Source organism: Mesorhizobium sp. WSM4846, assembly GCF_055811415.1.
In genome coordinates this window covers 1-1035 of sequence record NZ_JBVVPZ010000100.1, presented here as the reverse complement: position 1 = coordinate 1035, position 1035 = coordinate 1, and the positions used below count along the sequence as shown (strand labels likewise).

The following is a 1035-nucleotide window of genomic DNA, read 5'->3' as shown; positions in this document are numbered from 1 at the left end:
GGGAAGCAACCGTCGGGAGTCGATCAGTGAACGTTTGTCGCTCACATTTCTGATGTGCACATCGCCAGCGGCTCAGCAGGAGCTTCACCCTCACGGGCTTGCCCTGGACCGGCAGATCCTGAAGGCTGCGGTTGGACCAGCCATGCCGACTTCGGCTCCGCCGGCCACAATCAGGGCAAATGCCGATCGCTGGTCCGGCAGCGGAAACAACCCAACTGTGATCATCAGTGAGCGCGACACCCAGAATTCTGACCCCTGGGCCGGGCGACCATTTCGATTTCGTTCGCATGCCCGCCCATAGCGATAGCGTCGCTAACAGCGGATGAACCACACAAATTGAGGAAGACCCTGGGAATGGACACAGATGCGCTGGCGACGGTTCGCAGGCGCTTCAAGAGGCAGATGCTACAGCTCGGTAAGAGGCTGTCGGGGGTAGCGCGCTAGCGCGCTAGCGCTAAGCAGGTTGGAAGGTCCGCATGTCAGGGAAAGATAGAGAGTGGCGTCGCTAACAGCGGATGAACCACACAAATTGAGGAAGACCCTCATTCACTGCAAAGCGACAGAAGGAAAGTCAACTCGCAAGGGCGCTGCGGGAACTGGGCAGGATCGAGCGATCCATATTCATGATTGAATGGTACTCAAGCCCGGCACGCTGCCAAGCCGGCCCCAACAAGGGCGAAGCAGCACACAAGCTCAAGCGCGCCGTGTTCTTCCATGAGCGAGGCGAAATTCGCGATAGTTCGTTCGAGAGCCAGGCCTTCCGCGCATCCGGGCTCAACCTCGTCGTCAGCGCGATCGTACACTGGAACATGGTCTATCTCGACCGCGCGGGCCACACAGTTGAAACGAGGAGGGCGAAACATTCCAGATACGCTGTTGAAGTATATCTCGCCGCTGAGTTGGTAACATATCAACCTGACAGGCATCTACACCTGGGACACCGAGCATCAGATGCCCGAAGGCTTTCGAACCCTTAGGCTACCGACCCCAACCCGGCGAGCCGCATGAGTTTCACGATCCGTTCGGGCTTAGCGC

The 1035-nt window shown here is 58.5% G+C and carries 1 protein-coding gene and 1 pseudogene; one reads left to right on the top strand and one right to left on the bottom strand.

Annotation, left to right across the window (positions count from 1 at the left end):
* Positions 1-289, bottom strand: a 289-nt coding sequence (locus tag AC0L15_RS33185; RefSeq protein WP_473498410.1) for a transposase family protein, incomplete at its 3' end; no start/stop codon positions are given.
* A 274-nt stretch (positions 290-563) separates the two neighbouring features.
* Here AC0L15_RS33185 and AC0L15_RS33180 point away from each other — a divergent pair.
* A pseudogene (locus AC0L15_RS33180) lies at positions 564-1008 on the top strand (Tn3 family transposase); the annotation flags it as partial.
* Positions 1009-1035 lie beyond the last annotated feature (27 nt).